Genomic DNA, 20285 nt, shown 5'->3' on the forward strand with positions numbered 1-20285 from the left:
GCAAGATCCGCCCGTTTTAGTGTCCAATTTCACCATATCCAATAATTTAAGAGGTTGACTCTTTCGCAGGCAGAGCTTCCAAGCTGCAGTCCCTTAGACCTGCGGAACTATAAATATTCATATTTTTCCATATTAGTGGTAATAAATTGAATCGATCATTTACAGGAAAATAAAAAGCGAAAAAAGAGCGAACCCCTTGTCAGGCATGGTTTTCGCAGTTTCGCATCCCATTTATGGAACCGGTTTCAAAAATGCCGTTTCCGTTTTTTCGACAATCTCATAGGAGGTTCTCCCCATTGTTCAAGCGATTTATCCTTGCTAATTTGAAATAGGCAGCCGGAAGCGGGAGCTTGCGCTCATCGGAATGGATGCCTGCTATACAAAACTATTTCAGAGTGGGAGAGAGAAACGTATGCGTAAAAGGTTAAAGGCATCAATCATGTCGAAAAAACTGGCGCAAGCAGCCATGTGCCTGAGTCTGCTGACCGGAACATTTGCTGCGGTCCTGCCGGCAAATGTGGCTTTTGCGGAAACGCAGCCGGAAGCGGATACTCCGCTGAACAAACAGAATCTTAAGCCATTATCCGTACAATCGTTGGAAACTCTTGAAAACGGAGTAAAGTTGAACTTGGGGGATTATCAGGGATTTATCCGGCTCTTTGCAGAGGACATGGCAAAAATCTCGGTAGTTAAAAACGGCGAAGACGAGTTCATCTCCCCTGGTATTGCCAAGAAAGACTGGAAGACGCCTAAATTCAGTTCAAAGGAAACGGATAAAGAATATATCCTTTCTACCAGCGAGCTCACCGTAAAAATTAACAAACAGCCTTTCGGCGTCAAATTCCTGGACAAGCAAGGAAACGTGATCAACGAAGACGCGGCGCAGGGTGTCGGTTATGAAAACGGTAAGCCGTATGCGTTTAAAAAGACGGATGCCACTGAAAACTTCTACGGTTTCGGCGAGCAATCGGGCGGGCTGAACAAGCGCGGCAAAAGCCTTGGCATGTGGAACACGGACGCTTATTCCTATAACAAGAATACTAAATATCTGTATACGTCCATTCCATTCTTCATCGGGCTGAAAGATAAAAAAGCCTACGGTATTTTCTTCGACAATACTTATCGCTCCTATTATGAAATGGCCAGCGAAAAAGACGATTATTACTATTTCTACGCCAACGGCGGCACACTTACTTACTACTTCATCAACGGTCCGGAAATCGGCGACGTTATCGACCGGTATACCGAGTTGACAGGGAAATCCGAGACGCCTCCAATGTGGTCCCTGGGCTTCCATCAAAGTAAATGGGGCTACACACCGGAAGAACTCGTGAATGTGGCGAAAACCTACCGCGAGAAGAAAATTCCGCTCGATACGATGCACTTTGATATCGACTACATGGACGGATACCGCGTGTTTACCTGGAACGACCAGTATAAACAAGCGCTGAAGACACTGAAGGATGAAGGCTTCCGTGCCATTACGATCAATGATCCGGCTGTCAAGCAGGACGAGAACTACCGTATGTTCCAAGAAGGAACCGCAAAGGATTACTGGGCGAAAAATCCGGACGGCTCCACCTTCTATGGCGATGTATGGCCGGGCAGATCTGCATTCCCGAACTTCCTGAAGTCGGATGTCCGCAATTGGTGGGCCGGCAATCTCGGAACACTCTTGAATGAAGGCGTTGACGGGATCTGGAATGACATGAACGAGCCAGCCGTATTTGACGGCCCTTTCCATACGATGCCGCTGGATGTCGTGTTTGAAGGCGACAACGGGGAGAAGAAGCTTCATACGGAATACCACAATCTTTATGGACATCATGAAACCGAAGCGACATATAACGGCTTCCTCAAAAATAAGCCTAATACCCGTCCATTCGTGTTAACCCGCGACATGTACGCAGGAACGCAGCGCTACGCGGCGCTCTGGACCGGCGACAATGTAAGTAACTGGGAGCATTTGCAAATGTCGATTCCAATGAACGCCAACGTCGGTTTGTCCGGTGTTCCGTTTGTCGGCAATGATATCGGCGGCTTCGCGAAATCGCCGGGCAATGTTCCGACGCCTGAGCTGTTCGCAAGATGGATCGAGGTCGGCGCCTTCCTGCCGTTTGCCCGCGACCACTATGACAATAGCGCGAAATCTGGACTCGGAAGCGGCCAGGAGCCTTGGGAATTCGGCAAAGAGGTTGAAGATATCAGCCGCAAATACATCTCGATGCGTTACGAGCTGATGCCTTACTTGTACAACCAGTTTAAGGAATCGGCCGAGAACGGTCAGCCGGTCCAGCAGCCGCTGGTTTACCAGTTCCAGGACGATGCAAAAACGTATAACATCGAAGACCAGTTTATGTTCGGCGATTCGATGATGCTTGCACCTGTTGTCAAAGAAGGCCAAACGAGCCGCGAAGTGTATCTGCCGGCAGGCGAGACATGGGTGGATTACTGGACTGGCAAGAAATATGAAGGCAACCAGTCGATTACGGTAAACGCCGAGCTTGGAACACTGCCTATTTTCGTGAAAAACAATTCGATCATCCCTCGTCAGGAAGTGGAGCAATCCACCGATGAGAAGAAGCTGGAAAATCTGATTCTTGACACATATCTGGACAATAAAGCCAGCTACAGCTTCTACGAGGACGATGCCGAGACCCTGGATTACAAGCAAGGCGAATTCAATCTTACGAATTTCAAGGTGGAAAAGAAAGGCAACCACATCGAGTTCGAGCAGGACAAGAAAGCTCAAAACTACGATTCCGCCATTAAGTCCTACACGCTTAAGCTGCATGATGCCGAGCAGCCGAAGAAAATTCAGGCGGCTAAACACAAATATGACCAAGTGGGCAGCTTAGAGCAGTTGAACGGGCAGGAAAGTGGTTACTACTTCGATTCGGCTGAACATGTACTGTATGTCAAGATCCCTGCCGATGAAGACCGCGGTGTAAAAATTCAATAATACGATTCACGGTTATTGCCGGAAGAAAAGTAAAACGGGTAAGCGTCTTCGGCTTCACCCGTTTTCTTTTCCTTAAGGCGATTCCGTATCGATCTAATCAGAATCTGCAGAAATGAGCGTGCCCAATTGAAGTATACAAAAATAGTCTCCGCCGCAGTCCTTTCCCTATCGTTAATAGTCTTTCCGTTTGTCCAACCCTTACATACTGCGTTTGCTGAAAAAGTCACAAACGGACAGATGGAAAACCAGAAAAACAGCAAGGTCCAGCCGGCTAAAGCGGCATGGGATAAAAGTACATTGCAATTTATCGACCAAGAAACGACCGGCGATGGAATTTCAGCAACCATTAAGAATGGCGGCTCCCAGATGCAGGGCGAAACGGTTTATGAGGTGTTTCGCAGCGATACCGGCAATCCAAAGAACGGCGAAGTCGTTGCCTCAGGCGTGGTCGGAACACTCGCTCCCGGCGAATCGCAGGAGCTGACTTTCACGCCGGCTCTTCTGGAACAGGGAAACTATATGTTTAAAGCCTACCAGCGTTCGGGCCATCCGGGAACGGGCGTATTGTGGAGCGAATCCATTACTGTAGAGGAAACCCGTGAAGCCGCTGAACGAAACCAACCCGAGCGTCCGTTCGACCAGTATTTCAACTCCGATGTTCAAGGAGGAACGGCAACGTTTACGGTCCCTGAAGGCATCGGGGAAGTCGAGATAAGCTTCTCCAGCTATATCTACCCGGAAGGCGTCATTCCTCAGGAAGACGGCAAGCCTTACGAGAATCAGCACGTGTACGATAATGTGACCCAAACCTATGGACCGGGAACGCATACCGTACAAGTTGACCTACCGGAATCCGGGTATTGGCAGACCGATCTGTACTTGGGTCCGGTAGTCGAAACGTTGACGGAAAGCGGACATTCCATGGATTCGATCATTGACGCCGATTACGGCTCCGCAAATTAAGATTCACAACCAAAATAACCAAATCATTTTAAGGAAGAGAGGTTTCAAAGATGAAAAAATTTACATCCATGGCCTTATCCCTGCCCTTATTGTTCAGCTTTGCCTCGGGCGCTCTTGCCAAAAGCGAAGTACATCCCGAGCCGCAAAGTGATTCTAACCTTGGCGTCTATTACGAGATTTATGTCAATTCCTTCTCTGATTCCAACAACGACGGTAACGGCGACCTGAACGGCGTCCTGCAAAAGCTGGATTATTTGAATGACGGAAACCCGCATACCAAGAAAGATTTGGGCGTCGATTCGCTGTGGCTGATGCCGATCAGCCCTTCCCCCAGCTATCATAAGTATGATACGACCGATTTCTACAGTGTAGATCCGGAGTACGGCAGTACGGAAGACTTCCGCCGCCTGACGGAAGAAGCACATAAACGGGGAATGAAAGTGACGATCGATCTTGCGCTCAACCATACGAGCAACAAGCACCCTTGGTTCCTTGATGCCGTCAAGGACAAGAACAGCCCGTACCGGGATTATTATATCTGGGCTGACAAGAACACCGATCTGAATGAAAAAGGGCCTTGGGGCCAGCAGCTCTGGTATGAATCGTATCCGGGGTCCGGGGACTATTACTACGCCCTGTTCATAGACTTCATGCCGGATTTGAACTTTGACAATCCTAAATTGCGTGAAGAGATGATCAATGTCGGGAAGCATTGGCTGAACCAGGGAGCTGACGGATTCCGCCTAGACGCTGCCATGCACATCTACAGCAAAGCAGATGAAGCGGGTAAGAATGTCGCATGGTGGGATGAATTCAAGCGGGCACTTGCCAAGGTCAAGCCGGATGTTTATCTCGTTGGAGAAGTGTGGGACCGTCCGAACAATATTGCTCCTTACTACAAAGCGCTGGATTCTTCATTCGACTTCGATCTGTCTTCGAAGATTTTGGATGCCGTGCAGAACGGTTCGGATAACGGGCTGGCTTCTTTTGCGTCGAATACCCTTGATTTATACCGCAGCTACACACCGGATCCGATTGACGCCCCGTTCCTGACCAATCACGACCAGGAACGTACGATGTCCATACTGAATGGGGACGTTAATAAAGCTAAATCCGCCGCCTCCATCCTGCTCACCCTGCCCGGCAACCCTTTCATTTATTATGGAGAGGAAATCGGAATGCTCGGGAAGAAACCGGATGAGAATATCCGCGAGCCGTTCCGGTGGTACCCTGAAAGCGGAGAAGGGCAGACAGATTGGGAACCCTCCCGCGATAATACAGGTCCCGACGCCGTCTCCGTAGAGGCGCAGATCAAAGATAAGGACTCCCTGCTCTCCCATTACAAAGAGCTGATCCGCTTCCGCCATGAGAGCCCTGCCCTAATGAAAGGTGACATCCGGGAGATGCCGACCGGAGACAGCCGCATTATCGGATACACCAGAACATTTGAAGATGACTCCGTACTCGTTCTGCATAATCTGAGCGGTGAGACGGTAACTATCCAATTGTCCAACGAAGCATGGCAAGGGCGTAAGATCGAATTCTCCACTTCGAATGAAGTGAAAATCAAGAAAGCCGGCGATCAGCTGAACATCACCATCCCGGCCTATACAACCTGCGGCTTGAAATAAGGTTGGGCTAATGTACAAACAGGCTTGTAAACGGCTGATTCAGCCGTTTACAAGCCTGTTCCATTATTTTATGATTTCATGAACAGCCATACGTCTTCTCTTCGATTAGGCGTTTGCTGCTTCTTTTTCTTGCAGTTTCTTGATAGCCGTTTCTTCGTCTTCTACCACACCGAAATCGATCAGCAGTTGTTCCAGTTCGTCCATCTCGATCGGAGTCGGAATATTCAGCATTTCGTTGTGCAGGATTTTGTCAGCCAGTTGCTTGTATTCGTTGGCTTGGTTGTGCTCAGGGTTGTACTGAGTAACCGTCATTCTTCTCAGCTCGGCATGTTGTACGACGTTGTCGCGAGGTACGAAGTGGATCATTTGTGTGTTCAGGCGACGCGCAAGTTCCATGATCAGCTCGTCTTCACGGTCGGTGTTACGGGAGTTACAAATCAGGCCACCCAGACGAACACTGCCGCTTTGAGCATATTTCAGAATACCGCGTGCGATGTTGTTGGCAGCGTACATAGCCATCATTTCGCCGGAGCAGACGATGTAGATTTCTTGCGCTTTGTTTTCGCGGATAGGCATTGCGAAACCGCCGCACACAACGTCACCGAGTACGTCGTAAGAGATAAAGTCCATGCCGTCATAAGCGCCTTGCTCTTCCAGGAAGTTGATGGAAGTGATGATACCGCGGCCTGCGCAGCCTACGCCTGGTTCCGGACCGCCGGACTCAACGCAGAGGATGTCGCCAAAGCCAGTTGCTACTACGTCTTCCAGTTCGAGATCTTCGACCGAACCCAATTCAGCGGCCATGTGAAGCACTGTTTGTTGAGCTTTCGTGTTCAGGATCAGACGAGTGGAGTCAGCCTTAGGGTCACAACCTACGATCATGATCTTTTGGCCAAAAGTAGTAGCCAGCTGAGCCAGCGTGTTTTGCGAGGTCGTGGATTTACCGATACCGCCCTTACCGTAAAATGCGATTTGTCTTGGTTTCTTACTCATGAATAATCATCCTCCATTATATAGAATATTTAGGTTATTTATTGATATAAGTCCTGAACGGCCGTCGTCATCAAATTCCTAAATCTTTGTAGAACTCTACGCTTTCCAGCAGCAGCTCTTCGATGCCGCCTTTACCTGAAAGTGCTGCAATCCCTTTTTGCAAAAGCTTGCGCCTTGGCGAATCGCCGATCCCCGAGCACAATAGCACTTGGCAATCACCGAGCATGGCCGCCGTATCGTCAAAAATCTTCTTTTTGTCGTCCGGACTGCTGCACTCGGTCCTTCCGCTGCAATACGCCTCAACCTTGCGTACTTCCAAAAGCTTCGTCTTTTGTCCCGAGACGTCATAGATCCAAAACTCGTTCGCGTGACCAAAGTGTACATTAACTTTCCCGCCGCCCCGTGTTGCAACAGCGATTCGGACTGCGGCAGATTCGGATGCCGGAAGCCCGGCCGATTTCGGCGTATGCTCCTCGCCCGCCTGCTGCTTCTCTGCCATCTGACGGCTTGCTTCGTCGGCGGCGTCAATCGTTTCCACTGAAACGCCTCCTTTTAAGAAAGGTTAATGATAAGCATTGAGGAAGTCACGTGTGATATTACATAACATAATGCGGGAGTTGGTTTAACTCGTTAGAGCCATCTTAGACTTTGAAGACAAAACCTGTCAATGACACTTAAGCGCATACATTGCTCTTTGACAAATCGTTCAAACACTACGTCATGTTATCTCACATAAACCTCTGATTATCCGCTTTCATTTTAGTAATAAATCGCTTACATTGTTAAAAAGAAAAGCGCTCAAGGTGCGCTTATCGAAAGACTTCTCCTCCATTCATCAGAACATTTCCAAAATAGTTCACCATTTCCGCCGTCCCCCGATAGCCGACACTGACATGAAATGAGGAACCGAAGCGGTTAAACACAGGAAAGCCGAAGGGAATAAAAGGAATGCCCCTTTCTTCCGCCACCGATTCGCTGTAAGAACTGCCGATCCATAAATCGGCTGTCTGCGCCGTTTCTTTTTCGAATATCAGCGATTCATGGACATGCTCAAAAGATTTGACGCCGACTTCCAAAAGCCACTGGGACAGCGAGCGCAAATGGTCCGGCTCGAGCGCCGCGACAATCCGCTTCCCTCTGAACGTTGAACAAGTGTCCAGCATGCAATCCAGAAGAAACTGCCGCTGCCAGCGGTATTTGACCTGAACCTCGCTTCCGCTCAGCTCAAGCAGGAATTGAAAGAATTCATCCGTCTCCTGCAGACCGGTTATGCCTTGGAATACACGATAAGGGATGTTCAGCTCTTTGCTGAGCAGCTTGGCGCAGGGCTCCATGCTGCGCCCGACCGCTACGGTGCAGCCGGAGGAAACCATTTCTCTCAGATAGTCCAAGGGAACCCCGCCTCGGGATAAAGAGGTATGGCCGGTCAGCAGATGACCCGTCAGCGAAGAAGACAGATCGGGCAGTACGATAACCTCCATGCCAAACGAAGCGATGATTTCTTTTAATTCCATAACATCTCCCGGTGTCAGATGAGGGCCAGGCAGGAGGTTGATCCGGTTGCGGTGTTTTTTGGGCGGGGCTTTGGGACGGGAATTGATTATTTCTTCGATTACGGCCTGTACAACTCGGACATATCCCGATTCAACAGAGCCTTCATAATCAGGGAGCGAGAGCGTCAACAGCAGCTTGTCTTGAAAAACAGGCCGGTTCTCCTCCAAATAACGGCTTGTAATTCCCTGCAAATCCTCTTTGGTTGCCTCCGTTAACGAAGTGCCGATCATGGCAAGCACATCCGGGCTATCCTCGGACATTGCATGCCGGATCGCTTCACAGACCGCATTGTCGGCGCCGAGGATGACATCGGAATCCTGAATGGATACATTTTGTATGGAGACAGGTTCGCGGAAGTGGCGGGACAAGACGGTCCGGATTGATTCCGCACACCCCGATACCCCGTGCAGAATAGGCATGGAGCGGTAAATGCCCTGAAGGGCAAGCACACCGCCGATCGTCTGGTTGCCAAGCAGGAGATTGCCCGGCAGCGGTCCGGTAGCCGAACTGAAATGTATACTCATCGGTCACACCTCCCACGGCGAACGGCGGCGGACCATTTGCCAAATGGGCTGTTCCAAAATATCCATAAGATCCTCGGCCATTCTCCGCAAGCCGGCATATCCCGTGTACGTCTTCCTGCGCTCTCCGTCAATATCCAGAAACGGTATTTTCTCTTTCAAAGGCACATAGGCGCTTCGCCCACTGACGATCATCAGATCGGCTTTCCGTCCCTCATACAGCTCAAGTATGCTTTTTTCGTCAATCTCCGTAATGATCAGAGTATCATCCTTGATTCTTTCCTTGATTCGGGACACATCTTCCCGCGCATTCGAATAGGTGCCGATGACCGTGATCCGCAGACCGAGCTCATACAGCGCCGAGATATACAACCAGCTCTCCGCCCCTTCCGTAAAGAGCACGACTTTCTTTCCCTTCAGAGGTTTGCAGGTTAAGGAAATTTCTTTGCGAACACGCGCTTCCTCCTTGCGCATAAACCGTTGAAGTCTATCATCCAGCTCCGCATCCTGAAAGTAGTAAGCAAGCTGGCGCAGAGAGAACCGGATTTCATTGGACCCGCAGAAAGATCCCTCACAAAAAGGGATACCGAACGAATCCTGCATGTGCCTGGCCAAATTCAACATCGACCTGCCGCCTACAAGCATATTCACCTTCGCAAGATGGGCCGCACGCAGTTCATCAAAGGAACAGTCTCCCCCAATTCGCGTCACTACACGGATTCCCGTCTCGGACAGCAAGCCTTCGATTTCCTTCATCTCTTGTGAAAAAGAATACTCGCCGATTAAATTGATATCAAACGGAGTGCTTTCTTTGTCCTCAACGTCCGTTGTTGTACCGATCACTTTCTCGAACAAGGCCTCCCCTGCATACCGGCTCCCTATGTTCTGGCCTCCGGCAAATCCTGGATTATGAACGGCGATCACCGATATTCCCCAGGCCTGCTCCGCCTTTTCACACACAGCATTCAAATCCTCCATAGTAAAAAGAGTGGCGCAGGTCGCATACACAAAGACACAAGGCGGATGGTGCCGCCGGACAATATGGCCGATCATTTGCAGAAGCTTACTCTCGCTGCCGAGCATTAAATCTTCTTCCGTCAGTCCCATGGAAAACACAAGCTTGGACAACGAGCCGCCAGGCGACTGCGCCTTCAGCATTCCCCAACCGTTTTGAAGACAGCTTGCAGTGCCATGAACCAGATGCGCCGTGTCCAAGATCGGCATCAATACCGACTGTGAGCCCTGAAAAGCGCAGGGGTGTGTCCGCTCCCCCGGCTTTGGACTGGAGCAGCCCATTTTATCCGGACAATTATTATGTTCGCATGCAGGTTCAACAAATAAGCCGGAATGATGCATTGGATAACCCTCCAATCACACAGTTTATATCTAATTATATTTAATTATAATTAATTATCAATATTTATAATGTATTTCATGAATTTGGGTGCAATGTCCGTGTTTCACAGGGGAAGTGTTAGCCAGTGTGGTATTGATGTTTGGGTCGGAGAAAAAAAGAAAAGCAAAAATAAAAATAGGCTTATAAGATCGCTAAAGCAATCTTATAAGCCTATTTGATGATGCCGGTGAGAGGACTCGAACCTCCACGGTTTCCCTCACGATTTTGAGTCGCGCGCGTCTGCCATTCCGCCACACCGGCGCGGATCATGGAAATGAGATCATTTCCTCTAAATAAAGCAATGGAGGCGCCACCCAGATTCGAACTGGGGATAGAGCTTTTGCAGAGCTGTGCCTTACCACTTGGCTATGGCGCCGTATAAAGATGGAGCGGACGACGGGAATCGAACCCGCGACCCTCGCCTTGGCAAGGCGATGCTCTACCGCTGAGCCACGTCCGCAAAATGGCTGGGGATATAGGATTCGAACCTATGCATGACGGAGTCAAAGTCCGTTGCCTTACCGCTTGGCTAATCCCCAATACATTCCAATAAGTAATATGGGGCGATCGATGGGACTTGAACCCACGAATGCCGGAGCCACAATCCGGTGCGTTAACCCCTTCGCCACGACCGCCATATGTTATGGAATGCTGAAATTATTTGGCAGGGGCAGCAGGAATTGAACCCACACTAACGGTTTTGGAGACCGCTGTTCTACCTTTAAACTATGCCCCTAAACTGGTGGAGGATGATGGATTCGAACCACCGAACTCGTAAGAGAACAGATTTACAGTCTGCTGCGTTTGGCCACTTCGCTAATCCTCCAGGAAAATGGTGCCGGCGAGAGGACTTGAACCCCCAACCTACTGATTACAAGTCAGTTGCTCTACCAGTTGAGCTACACCGGCTTATTCAATTATTAAATTCATGGTGGCTCGGGACGGAATCGAACCGCCGACACGAGGATTTTCAGTCCTCTGCTCTACCGACTGAGCTACCGAGCCAAACCCGTATTGAAATAAATGGCGGAACCGACGGGATTCGAACCCGCGATCTCCTGCGTGACAGGCAGGCATGTTAGGCCTCTACACCACGGTTCCACGAGGCTTCTTCTCTAAGAAGAATTGGTTGCGGGGGCAGGATTTGAACCTGCGGCCTTCGGGTTATGAGCCCGACGAGCTACCGGGCTGCTCCACCCCGCGTCAGTAAAAAGTATTTATTTAGTAGTATCATGGTGGAGGCTGAGGGGATCGAACCCCCGACCCTCTGCTTGTAAGGCAGATGCTCTCCCAGCTGAGCTAAGCCTCCATAAAAGAACAATTGTTATCTTACCAGATATCTCAACCGTAAAGCAAGTTTGAAGATGGTGACCCGTAGGGGATTCGAACCCCTGTTACCTCCGTGAAAGGGAGGTGTCTTAACCCCTTGACCAACGGGCCATACCTTAAAATATAGTGGCGGAGAGAGAGGGATTCGAACCCTCGAGACGCTTTTGACGCCTACACGATTTCCAATCGTGCTCCTTCGGCCAACTCGGACACCTCTCCATAATGGCTCCCCGAACAGGACTCGAACCTGTGACAACTCGATTAACAGTCGAGTGCTCTACCAACTGAGCTATCAGGGAACAATATTCAATTCAAGCTTGATCGCCTGAAAACTGGAACCGAAACGAAACCTTGCATTTTAGAAATTTGGATAAGCCCTCGACCGATTAGTATTGGTCAGCTCCATGCATTGCTGCACTTCCACCTCCAACCTATCTACCTCGTCGTCTTCAAGGGGTCTTACTAAATTGGGAAATCTCATCTTGAGGGGGGCTTCACGCTTAGATGCTTTCAGCGCTTATCCCGTCCGTACGTAGCTACCCAGCCATGCTCCTGGCGGAACAACTGGTGCACCAGCGGTACGTCCATCCCGGTCCTCTCGTACTAAGGACAGCTCCTCTCAAATTTCCTACGCCCACGACAGATAGGGACCGAACTGTCTCACGACGTTCTGAACCCAGCTCGCGTACCGCTTTAATGGGCGAACAGCCCAACCCTTGGGACCTACTTCAGCCCCAGGATGCGATGAGCCGACATCGAGGTGCCAAACCTCCCCGTCGATGTGGACTCTTGGGGGAGATAAGCCTGTTATCCCCAGGGTAGCTTTTATCCGTTGAGCGATGGCCCTTCCATGCGGTACCACCGGATCACTAAGCCCGACTTTCGTCCCTGCTCGACTTGTTGGTCTCGCAGTCAAGCTCCCTTCTGCCTTTGCACTCTTCGAATGATTTCCAACCATTCTGAGGGAACCTTGGGACGCCTCCGTTACGCTTTAGGAGGCGACCGCCCCAGTCAAACTGCCCGCCTGACACGGTCCCCGCACCCGTTTAGGGTGCCAGGTTAGAACCTAGATACGATCAGGGTGGTATCCCAACGGCGCCTCCACCGAAGCTGGCGCTCCGGCTTCTAAGGCTCCCACCTATCCTGTACAGATCGTACCCAAGTTCAATATCAAGCTGCAGTAAAGCTCCATGGGGTCTTTCCGTCTTGTCGCGGGTAACCTGCATCTTCACAGGTATTAAAATTTCACCGGATCTCTCGTTGAGACAGCGCCCAAGTCGTTACGCCATTCGTGCGGGTCAGAATTTACCTGACAAGGAATTTCGCTACCTTAGGACCGTTATAGTTACGGCCGCCGTTTACTGGGGCTTCGGTTCACAGCTTCGGGTTTAACCCCTAACCGCTCCCCTTAACCTTCCAGCACCGGGCAGGCGTCAGCCCGTATACTTCGCCTTGCGGCTTCGCACAGACCTGTGTTTTTGCTAAACAGTCGCTTGGGCCTTTTCACTGCGGCCCCCTCGGGCTATTCACCCTACCGAGGCACCCCTTCTCCCGAAGTTACGGGGTCATTTTGCCGAGTTCCTTAACGAGAGTTCTTCCGCGCGCCTTAGAATTCTCTTCTCGCCTACCTGTGTCGGTTTGCGGTACGGGCACCTTCTCCTGGCTAGAGGCTTTTCTTGGCAGTGTGAGATCATGACCTTCGCTACTGTAATTTTCGCTCCCCATCACAGCCCAGCCTTAATGGTGTACGGATTTGCCTATACACCAGCCTCGCTGCTTGGACGGACATCCATCAGTCCGCGTCACTACCCTCCTGCGTCCCCCCATCGCTCATAGCGGATTACGGTGGTACAGGAATATCAACCTGTTGTCCTTCGACTACGCCTGTCGGCCTCGCCTTAGGTCCCGACTTACCCTGAGCGGACGAGCCTTCCTCAGGAAACCTTGGGCTTTCGGCGGATCAGATTCTCACTGATCTTTTCGTTACTCATACCGGCATTCTCACTTGTATGCTGTCCAGCTGTCCTTACAGTCAACCTTCAACCCACATACAACGCTCCCCTACCCCTGATGCATACGCATCAAGCCATAGCTTCGGTGGTGTGTTTAGCCCCGTTACATTTTCGGCGCAGAGTCACTCGACCAGTGAGCTATTACGCACTCTTTCAATGGTGGCTGCTTCTAAGCCAACATCCTGGTTGTCTGTGCAACTCCACATCCTTTCCCACTTAACACACACTTGGGGACCTTAGCTGATGGTCTGGGCTGTTTCCCTTTTGACAATGGATCTTAGCACTCACTGTCTGACTCCCGGTGCATCAGTAGCTGGCATTCGGAGTTTGACTGAGCTTGGTAACCCTTGCGGGCCCCGCACCCAATCAGTGCTCTACCTCCAGTACTGTTAATCACCGAGGCTAGCCCTAAAGCTATTTCGGGGAGAACCAGCTATCTCCGAGTTCGATTGGAATTTCTCCGCTACCCCCACCTCATCCCCGCACTTTTCAACGTGCGTGGGTTCGGGCCTCCAGTGCGTGTTACCGCACCTTCACCCTGGACAGGGGTAGATCACACGGTTTCGGGTCTACGCCCACGTACTTAAGTCGCCCTATTCAGACTCGCTTTCGCTGCGGCTCCGGCTTCTCGCCTTAACCTTGCACGTTAAACGTAACTCGCCGGTTCATTCTACAAAAGGCACGCCATCACCCCTATAACGGGCTCTGACTTCTTGTAAGCACACGGTTTCAGGTACTATTTCACTCCCCTTCCGGGGTGCTTTTCACCTTTCCCTCACGGTACTGTTTCACTATCGGTCGCCAGGGAGTATTTAGCCTTGGCAGATGGTCCTGCCGGATTCATACGGGGTTTCACGTGCCCCGCACTACTCGGGATCCGTCTCGGAGGGAACCAAATTTGGGCTACAGGGCTTTTACCTCTATCGCGGGCCTTTCCAGACCTCTTCACCTATCTTGTTCCTTTGTAACTCCATGTGAGACGTCCCACAACCCCAGGGAGCAAGCTCCCTGGTTTAGGCTGTTCCGCGTTCGCTCGCCGCTACTGACGGAATCACTCTTGTTTTCTCTTCCTCAGGGTACTTAGATGTTTCAGTTCCCCTGGTCTGCCTCCACCTACCCTATGAATTCAGGTAGGAGTGACTGTGCATTACCACAGCCGGGTTTCCCCATTCGGACACCCCCGGATCAACGCTTGCTTACAGCTCCCCGAGGCATTTTCGTTGTTCGCCACGTCCTTCATCGGCTCCTGGCGCCTAGGCATCCTCCGTGTGCTCTTAGTAGCTTAACCACATGTTTTCCCGTTAGGGAAAATCATGAACCACTATTCACTTCACTTGATCAATCGCTTGACACAAGTTCAGCTAAAAGATGTTCTAAAACGCAATTTTCGTTTCGGTATCCAGTTTTCAAGGATCAAGATTGAGAGTTTGAGCTCTCAAAACTGAGCAACGAGTGAGCAACAGGCCTAAACCTGAGTTTTGGAAGCTTAGCTTCCGATTTGAATGTTTCCGCTCGGGAAACGATTCTCCATAGAAAGGAGGTGATCCAGCCGCACCTTCCGATACGGCTACCTTGTTACGACTTCACCCCAATCATCTACCCCACCTTCGGCGGCTGGCTCCCTTGCGGGTTACCCCACCGACTTCGGGTGTTGTAAACTCTCGTGGTGTGACGGGCGGTGTGTACAAGACCCGGGAACGTATTCACCGCGGCATGCTGATCCGCGATTACTAGCAATTCCGACTTCATGCAGGCGAGTTGCAGCCTGCAATCCGAACTGAGACCGGCTTTATAAGATTGGCTCCACCTCGCGGTTTCGCTTCCCGTTGTACCGGCCATTGTAGTACGTGTGTAGCCCAGGTCATAAGGGGCATGATGATTTGACGTCATCCCCACCTTCCTCCGGTTTGTCACCGGCAGTCACTCTAGAGTGCCCAGCTTCACCTGCTGGCAACTAAAGTCAAGGGTTGCGCTCGTTGCGGGACTTAACCCAACATCTCACGACACGAGCTGACGACAACCATGCACCACCTGTCTCCTCTGTCCCGAAGGCCGCGCCTATCTCTAGACGATTCAGAGGGATGTCAAGACCTGGTAAGGTTCTTCGCGTTGCTTCGAATTAAACCACATACTCCACTGCTTGTGCGGGTCCCCGTCAATTCCTTTGAGTTTCAGTCTTGCGACCGTACTCCCCAGGCGGAGTGCTTACTGTGTTAACTTCGGCACCAAGGGTATCGAAACCCCTAACACCTAGCACTCATCGTTTACGGCGTGGACTACCAGGGTATCTAATCCTGTTTGCTCCCCACGCTTTCGCGCCTCAGCGTCAGTTACAGCCCAGAAAGTCGCCTTCGCCACTGGTGTTCCTCCACATCTCTACGCATTTCACCGCTACACGTGGAATTCCACTTTCCTCTTCTGCACTCAAGCTGCCCAGTTTCCAGTGCGACCACAGGTTGAGCCCATGGTTTAAACACCAGACTTAAACAGCCGCCTGCGCGCGCTTTACGCCCAATAATTCCGGACAACGCTTGCCCCCTACGTATTACCGCGGCTGCTGGCACGTAGTTAGCCGGGGCTTTCTTCTCAGGTACCGTCACTCTTGTAGCAGTTACTCTACAAGACGTTCTTCCCTGGCAACAGAGCTTTACGATCCGAAAACCTTCATCACTCACGCGGCGTTGCTCCGTCAGGCTTTCGCCCATTGCGGAAGATTCCCTACTGCTGCCTCCCGTAGGAGTCTGGGCCGTGTCTCAGTCCCAGTGTGGCCGTTCACCCTCTCAGGTCGGCTACGCATCGTCGCCTTGGTGAGCCGTTACCCCACCAACTAGCTAATGCGCCGCAGGCCCATCCCCTGGTAGCAGATTGCTCCGCCTTTCCGCCTTCCGGTATGCACCAGAAGGTCTTATCCGGTATTAGCTACCGTTTCCGGTAGTTATCCCAGTCCAAGGGGCAGGTTGCCTACGTGTTACTCACCCGTCCGCCGCTAAGTCCTTTTGAGAGCAAGCTCTCAAAAGGACTCCGCTCGACTTGCATGTATTAGGCACGCCGCCAGCGTTCGTCCTGAGCCAGGATCAAACTCTCCAATAAGGTTTTTTCGTGCAGTTACCACCCGAATCACTCCGAGAAAATAACCATCCGAAAAGTTTATCGATAGAGCGATTCGCTCATTTTGAAACATCTGACGAGAATTTGCATTCTCTTCATTTTGGAACTCGCTAAAGCGAATTCCCACTCACTCGTTGTTCAGTTTTCAAAGATCAATTTCTCTTCCAGTGCATCACCGCGTCTCTTGCAGCGACCTTTATAATATATCACGCCGGCTCCGTTTTAGTCAACCTTTTTTTTGAAATCAATTTTTCGATTGCTTTACAAAAGGTTTTCGCTCCAGAGGGACGAGTTATAATTTATCACATGAACGAGCAGACAGTCAACCATAAATATTGTTGTTCATATCCCCGCCTTCTCCATGGATAGAATAAAAAAAAGAGAGCGCTTCGCCTCTCCAGTTCATTAAAAACTTCATATTCAAGATCAGGGCAATATATTATAAAGTGTATCGTATCGGATACCTGCCGCCCGCATCGGCCCATGACGCCATTTCTTTAATCATTGCGCGAGATGCCAGCTTGCGAAGGACAAACGGCAGTTCCGCTTCCACATCTTTGAGTCCAGGAAAGCAGAGAAGCTCCTCTACGCTGCTTGGCTCCTTGCGGTCTCTTAGCAAGTCAAGAAGCCATTTGCAGCAGTCGCCCATTTTGGACATGAGGGAGAACTCGCAAGCAAGCTGAACGAGCTGAATTCTTTGTTCCATCGTTTCGCCGCTGATTGTCAATTCCTCGTACAGCTTATAAACCGAGTTGTTTAGATTCTTCACCTGCTCCCATACCGCAGGCATCGGATAGTGGCCAGCCTCGCTGACCTCCATCCGAGCCCAATGGTACAGGGCAGCCAGAATGCAGTTGTATGAATCCATATAGCAGCCCGCCTGTAAATAGCGTTTTGACTTCACATGCAAATGCAGAAACCGGGCAAATTCCACGAACAACACCCGTTCTCTGAGTGGCTGCTCAAAGCGAATCACTTCTTGGCGGAGCCGGTCCAGAATTCCTTGGGGGTCCCAAATGATTTCGCCTTCCAGCAGGCAGGTAACTCGCTCGTTATTGTCTCCTGTTATAATGGAACGTTCCAGCATCGAAAGTCCCACGCGGAGAGTCTGGGTCCGAAATTCGCCTGCAATCATGTGATCAATAAGCCGGTTCTCTTCCCCGTTCTCATGGAGAATCATTACAACTCTATCGAAATCGTGAAGAAGAGCGCTCTGAAAAGGAGCATTCCCTCGGGGTCCCAAAGCAATCACTCCCAGGGCATTCACGTCAAAAATATCTCCATTTAATAATGTCAGATTGGATAATTCCATATCGTCCTCCATCAAATTTGGCGATTTTGCGTCAATTCAGTTATAATTCTTTTATCTTAGAATCTTAATCTATTAATTCTACATATCCATTTCAGTTCCTTCTGGACGACCGAACTATATTTAAGCTGGGAGAAAATACTCATGATCTTTAAATCCGCCAAGATTAACGCTTTTCGAACCTGGGGTCTGCTGCTGACCATGCTCGGAATGGGGCTTATGATTCTGGGGACAGCGGGCATTGTGTTCTGGGGTCAGACAGGTAAAATTGTCGCTGGAATCGGTCTTGTGATTGGCTTGGTTTCCATGATGGCCAGTCTTGCGATTTATTTTTGGGCCGGTATGCTCTCTACAAGCGCTGTTCAAGTGGAATGTCCCGAGTGCCGCAAGCTGACCAAAATGCTCGGAAAAACGGATCGCTGCATGTTCTGCCATACGATTCTTACCCTGGACCCTGAACTGGCGACCATTACCTCCGAGCAGCTTAAAAGCGAGCAGGTTAAGCGATGACCTGTATTGTCGGACACAGAAAAAAACGGCAATAAAAAAAGAGGCACTCCAAGGAGAGGCCTCTTTTTTACTATGCATGATTGTATAAATGCTGTTCAGCAACATTATTAATGGATTCCGCCCAGTGTTTCCCAAGCCGCCTCATCCGCAAAGCTGCGGTTCCAAGAGGCAATTCCCCCCAGCTTCAAAGACTTGGCAAGCTTCACTCTCGACTGCAACGACACTTTGTCCTCGATCCATATTTTGCGCAGAACTCCGTCTTCCTTATATTCCACATAGTTTTGTCCTGTATCTTTGGAAAGGACGGGTTTCAGCTTCTTGGAACGGATAATATCGGCAACGGCTTCCATTCCGACCGCTTTGGAGCTTACTTTCGTTGTTCCTTCAACCTTCTGTTCCGTCCAAATGCGAGTATACAGAGGAACGCCTAAAACAAGCTTGCGGGCCGGCACAGCATCCTCTTCCAGAATGCGCTCCATGGAGTTCTGCGACCAGGAAAGCGATGCCACTGACCCGGCTTCAGGACTGGATGCCCAATGCTCATCATATGCCATAACGATTATAAAATCGGCCAAGGCTCCCAGCGCGCGCCGGTCGAGAAAGAGCGACCACATTTCGCTGTTCGACTTGGGAGTGACGTCGATAGAAAGAATGAGATTTTTCGCTTGGGCCATCGGCTTTAGCTCTCGCATAAATTGCGTTACACTGTCGCCATCCTTCGTGTATACATTTTCAAAATCGATATTGATACCGTCCAGATTGTAAAGGTCGCAGTATTCCAGCATCTGTACGATCGTCCTCATTCGCTTTTCATAGGTGGATAACGCCTGGGCGGTCAAGTCGGGATCGAAGCTGTTGCTTAGCAATCCCCACACTTCCATTCCCTGACCGTGTGCCCATGTCACATAAGCCTGGTCGGCTTGGCTGCGCACATTACCTTCACCGTCGACAATCTTGAACCAGGTAGGGCTCACGACATTTACACCTGTCAGCTTGCCGATGGAAGCGGGAGTTGGGTTTCGATTATACACGGCTTCCCAGGTGAGATTCACGGCTTTACCATCCCAGCTGCGTTCCGCCCGGGTTGGAGCGGATGTTTTCTTTTTCACCGTCTTGCTTCCGGTCTCCGCCAGCTCCGCCGCTTTTACATAACCCGCGTATCCGGAGTCCATTTGAACGTACAGCCATTCTTCCTGACGGCTCCAGATTCTCACTTTGGTCCCAGCCTTCATTTTGGCCAGAACGGGTGCATGAATCGTCGCCTCGGTGCGCAGCACGGCTTTATTCTTCTGCACTTGTCCCAGTGGTACCGTTTCGCCGGCAGTCATGATTAGAACCGCTCCCGTTTCCGCATTCTCGTGTACATCAAGACCATATAAGCTTTTAAGCGTCTCAGCCGGCAAATAAGTGATCCCGCCCCGCTCTTCAGGAGCCAGCCGAAGCTGAATCGGCTTATTGTTGAGACTGGCTGCCTTCTTGTCCGCCTGCATATATAAAAGCTCGCTGTCCGTCGTAAGGATAACCGACTTCGTCCCTGATTCATACCGAATGGAGGAGTCTACTGCTTTCTGCAAAAGCGGAAGAGGAAGCACCAGGCTCTCGCCGGAGCCCGAAGCGGAATAGCCGGTATATTTGCCCTTGATGAAAATCGGCTTGTCCGTCCCTTTCCACTCCGGGTCTACCTGAAGGGGATTCGGCAGTACGTAAAAGATTACCGCATAAGCTGCCGCCGCAATAATAAGCAGACCTGCCAGCCTGCGAAGAAGCCCCCTTCGCCTGCCGGCGCGTCCGCGTCCATTTTTCTGTCTTTTGTTCAAAATAAATCCTCCATACGTTGCTGAAATTAAACTGAGGGAAATGCTGCCATAAAAAAGAAAACGTGGGGCATCCGCTATATTTTCGGACTCCGCACGTTGTCATTGCTTTCAGGCAAAGGCGTCCACTGCCTTTAAAGGGGCGGCGAAGTCTTACACCATACTGTATTCAGTTTCGATTTA

General features: G+C 50.5%; 10 protein-coding genes, 15 tRNA genes and 2 rRNA genes. 4 read left to right on the top strand and 23 right to left on the bottom strand.

Translation table 11 applies throughout. The annotated features are described in order from the left end of the window. The first annotated feature begins 412 nt into the window (after positions 1–412). The 3 genes from PUR_RS22110 to PUR_RS22120 all read left to right on the top strand — a co-directional run bounded on the left by PUR_RS22110 (position 413) and on the right by PUR_RS22120 (position 5556). Positions 413–2962 carry a glycoside hydrolase family 31 protein gene (locus PUR_RS22110; protein ID WP_232101603.1) on the top strand — a complete coding sequence of 850 codons (2550 nt, stop codon included), beginning with the start codon at positions 413–415 and terminating at the stop codon, positions 2960–2962. A 237-nt stretch (positions 2963–3199) separates the two neighbouring features. Beyond that, positions 3200–3925 (top strand): hypothetical protein, encoded by a 726-nt coding sequence (locus PUR_RS22115; protein WP_179037123.1) that lies wholly within the window; start codon positions 3200–3202, stop codon positions 3923–3925. 50 nt (positions 3926–3975) lie between these two features. After that, complete coding sequence (locus PUR_RS22120; RefSeq protein ID WP_179037124.1) at positions 3976–5556, top strand: alpha-amylase family glycosyl hydrolase; 1581 nt, start codon at positions 3976–3978, stop codon at positions 5554–5556. Positions 5557–5661: 105 nt separating this feature from the next. On the opposite strand, the gene nifH is transcribed toward PUR_RS22120, so the two are convergent. From nifH to PUR_RS22230, 22 genes are all read right to left on the bottom strand, one after another. Further along, positions 5662–6549, bottom strand: coding sequence for a nitrogenase iron protein (nifH, locus tag PUR_RS22125; protein WP_179037125.1), 888 nt, complete (start codon positions 6547–6549; stop codon positions 5662–5664). A gap of 70 nt (positions 6550–6619) precedes the next feature. Next, the gene (locus PUR_RS22130; protein ID WP_179037126.1) at positions 6620–7087 is read right to left on the bottom strand and encodes a NifB/NifX family molybdenum-iron cluster-binding protein; all 468 of its coding nucleotides are present in this window, start codon (positions 7085–7087) and stop codon (positions 6620–6622) included. A 271-nt stretch (positions 7088–7358) separates the two neighbouring features. Continuing rightward, entirely contained in the window at positions 7359–8627 is a 1269-nt protein-coding gene (locus PUR_RS22135; RefSeq protein ID WP_179037127.1) for a nitrogenase component 1, read from the bottom strand. A gap of 3 nt (positions 8628–8630) precedes the next feature. Continuing rightward, positions 8631–9980 (bottom strand): nitrogenase component 1, encoded by a 1350-nt coding sequence (locus PUR_RS22140; RefSeq protein WP_179037128.1) that lies wholly within the window; start codon positions 9978–9980, stop codon positions 8631–8633. 222 nt (positions 9981–10202) lie between these two features. After that, positions 10203–10281 (bottom strand) — tRNA-Leu (locus PUR_RS22145). 41 nt (positions 10282–10322) lie between these two features. Further along, positions 10323–10396, bottom strand: a tRNA-Cys gene (locus PUR_RS22150). A gap of 9 nt (positions 10397–10405) precedes the next feature. Next, positions 10406–10480, bottom strand: a tRNA-Gly gene (locus PUR_RS22155). A 4-nt stretch (positions 10481–10484) separates the two neighbouring features. Next, positions 10485–10559: transfer RNA gene (locus PUR_RS22160), tRNA-Gln, on the bottom strand. 20 nt (positions 10560–10579) lie between these two features. After that, a tRNA-His gene (locus tag PUR_RS22165) sits at positions 10580–10655 on the bottom strand. 27 nt (positions 10656–10682) lie between these two features. Next, positions 10683–10756, bottom strand: a tRNA-Trp gene (locus tag PUR_RS22170). Between the two features lie 4 nt (positions 10757–10760). Further along, positions 10761–10846: transfer RNA gene (locus PUR_RS22175), tRNA-Tyr, on the bottom strand. 7 nt (positions 10847–10853) lie between these two features. After that, positions 10854–10929, bottom strand: a tRNA-Thr gene (locus PUR_RS22180). 20 nt (positions 10930–10949) lie between these two features. Next, positions 10950–11025 (bottom strand) — tRNA-Phe (locus PUR_RS22185). Positions 11026–11044: 19 nt separating this feature from the next. Continuing rightward, a tRNA-Asp gene (locus PUR_RS22190) sits at positions 11045–11121 on the bottom strand. Between the two features lie 25 nt (positions 11122–11146). Beyond that, positions 11147–11223, bottom strand: a tRNA-Met gene (locus PUR_RS22195). Positions 11224–11253: 30 nt separating this feature from the next. Continuing rightward, a tRNA-Val gene (locus PUR_RS22200) sits at positions 11254–11329 on the bottom strand. A gap of 56 nt (positions 11330–11385) precedes the next feature. After that, positions 11386–11460: transfer RNA gene (locus PUR_RS22205), tRNA-Glu, on the bottom strand. 16 nt (positions 11461–11476) lie between these two features. Next, a tRNA-Ser gene (locus PUR_RS22210) sits at positions 11477–11568 on the bottom strand. Positions 11569–11572: 4 nt separating this feature from the next. Beyond that, positions 11573–11648 (bottom strand) — tRNA-Asn (locus PUR_RS22215). A gap of 67 nt (positions 11649–11715) precedes the next feature. Continuing rightward, positions 11716–14649: ribosomal RNA gene (locus PUR_RS22220) — 23S ribosomal RNA — on the bottom strand. A 245-nt stretch (positions 14650–14894) separates the two neighbouring features. After that, positions 14895–16451: ribosomal RNA gene (locus PUR_RS22225) — 16S ribosomal RNA — on the bottom strand. The 16S and 23S rRNA genes sit together here with 15 tRNA genes alongside, the layout of an rRNA operon. A gap of 457 nt (positions 16452–16908) precedes the next feature. Then, positions 16909–17781: a nucleotidyltransferase-like protein gene (locus PUR_RS22230; RefSeq protein WP_179037129.1), complete on the bottom strand. Its 873-nt coding sequence runs from the start codon at positions 17779–17781 to the stop codon at positions 16909–16911. Positions 17782–17922: 141 nt separating this feature from the next. Here PUR_RS22230 and PUR_RS22235 point away from each other — a divergent pair, with 141 nt between their 5' ends. Further along, positions 17923–18288 (top strand): DUF2614 family zinc ribbon-containing protein, encoded by a 366-nt coding sequence (locus tag PUR_RS22235; protein WP_179037130.1) that lies wholly within the window; start codon positions 17923–17925, stop codon positions 18286–18288. 107 nt (positions 18289–18395) lie between these two features. On the opposite strand, the gene PUR_RS22240 is transcribed toward PUR_RS22235, so the two are convergent. Next, a complete protein-coding gene (locus PUR_RS22240) occupies positions 18396–20105 on the bottom strand; it encodes a glycosyl hydrolase family 18 protein (protein WP_179037131.1) in 1710 nt (569 codons plus the stop codon). Between the last annotated feature and the right edge of the window lie 180 nt (positions 20106–20285).

Source organism: Paenibacillus sp. URB8-2 (assembly GCF_013393385.1).
In the GTDB taxonomy this organism is placed as follows: domain Bacteria; phylum Bacillota; class Bacilli; order Paenibacillales; family Paenibacillaceae; genus Paenibacillus_AQ.